1 protein-coding gene is annotated in these 1,135 nt (G+C 37.4%); it reads right to left on the bottom strand.

The window, feature by feature from the left end; all coding sequences use genetic code 11:
• Nucleotides 1–226: 226 nt before the first annotated feature.
• Nucleotides 227–1,105 (bottom strand): type IV secretion system protein, encoded by an 879-nt coding sequence (locus ACFINZ_RS09820; protein ID WP_375701417.1) that lies wholly within the window; start codon nucleotides 1,103–1,105, stop codon nucleotides 227–229.
• Nucleotides 1,106–1,135: the final 30 nt, after the last annotated feature.

Genomic DNA, 1,135 nt, shown 5'->3' with positions numbered 1-1,135 from the left:
GGTTAATTTTATCGAAAAGTTGCGTGAACATAGTGAAGTTCATGGCATTCCTCTTTAACGAATTTTCAACTTTTTATCACCTTGAAACATAGATACATGCTAAACACTTCATTTGCATTTATACAGTCCCTAAGTATTTTCACCACGATATCTTGGCTTTGATAAAATCTCTGTGTCTCTTTGAATTATTGGGATAGTACTGAACCCTGTAAATTAGCTTTTGTGTTCATCGTATGATCGGTATCTGTTTTTTTTCATTGTTAAAAAACATCATATCAAGTTCGCGTCTTTTCCTTTTGAGAAGTGATTGCTCAGCTTTACGTAAATACGCTACCATTTGCATCTTTATAGATTCATTTTGGATCATAGCTAATGTACCATCGATATGTGCTTGAAGATCTGCAATGTCTTTCAGTTTTTCTTTTGTTTGAAGCTCATCGAGTAGTCCTCTGAGGTATTGAAAACGACTTTCTATGTTTTCAAAACTTTCCAAACTCACAGCTTTATCTTGAACAGATACAGATTGTAAACGCCCAGAAATAGCTTTGCTGATTTGATCAAAGTTCCCAGAAACTTTGTTTTCTTCCTCCAAGACCTCTTGATATGATTGCCTTGAAAGCTTACTGTCTGTATAAAGAAATTCTGGCTCTTTAAGAAAAAAACTAGAAAAGTCTATTTGCTTTGGGTTTGTTTTCTGATCCTTTGTTATAGCCTGATAAGCTTTTTCTACTTGTGAAAGTTGTTGTCTTTTCGAATCAAGCTGCTTTTTTAAGAGCTCAATAATTTCTCCTTTTTTTAAAAGCTGAAGGATTTCCGAATATTCTGCTGATAGAGCAGGTTGTGGCGGTGAAGCAGGTTGTGGCGATGGAGCAGGTTGTGGCGGTGAAGCAGGTTGTGGCGATGGAGCAGGTTGTGGCGATGGAGCAGGTTGTGGCGATGGAGCAGGTGAATTCTGTTTAGTATGTGATTCCGAAAGAATCTGTGCCCTTAAAAGATTTAGCCGCACGCTACTACCTAAATGACTTCCATCAAAATTGCTTGCATGTGCCAAATTTATCATTCCCAAAAGGGTAACCATTCCTACTATAATAAATTGCTTTTTCATCTGTCTCCTCGCTTGATTTCGGCAGGGATT

Source organism: Bartonella sp. AA81SXKL, from assembly GCF_042196945.1.
Lineage (GTDB): Bacteria > Pseudomonadota > Alphaproteobacteria > Rhizobiales > Rhizobiaceae > Bartonella.
This window is presented reverse-complemented; position numbering and strand designations above follow the sequence as displayed.

What these genes read in the sequence shown, in the direction of transcription:
- ACFINZ_RS09820 (WP_375701417.1), bottom strand. Translation starts at nt 1,105, where the DNA reads ATGAAAAAGCAATTTATTATAGTAGGAATGGTTACCCTTTTGGGAATG.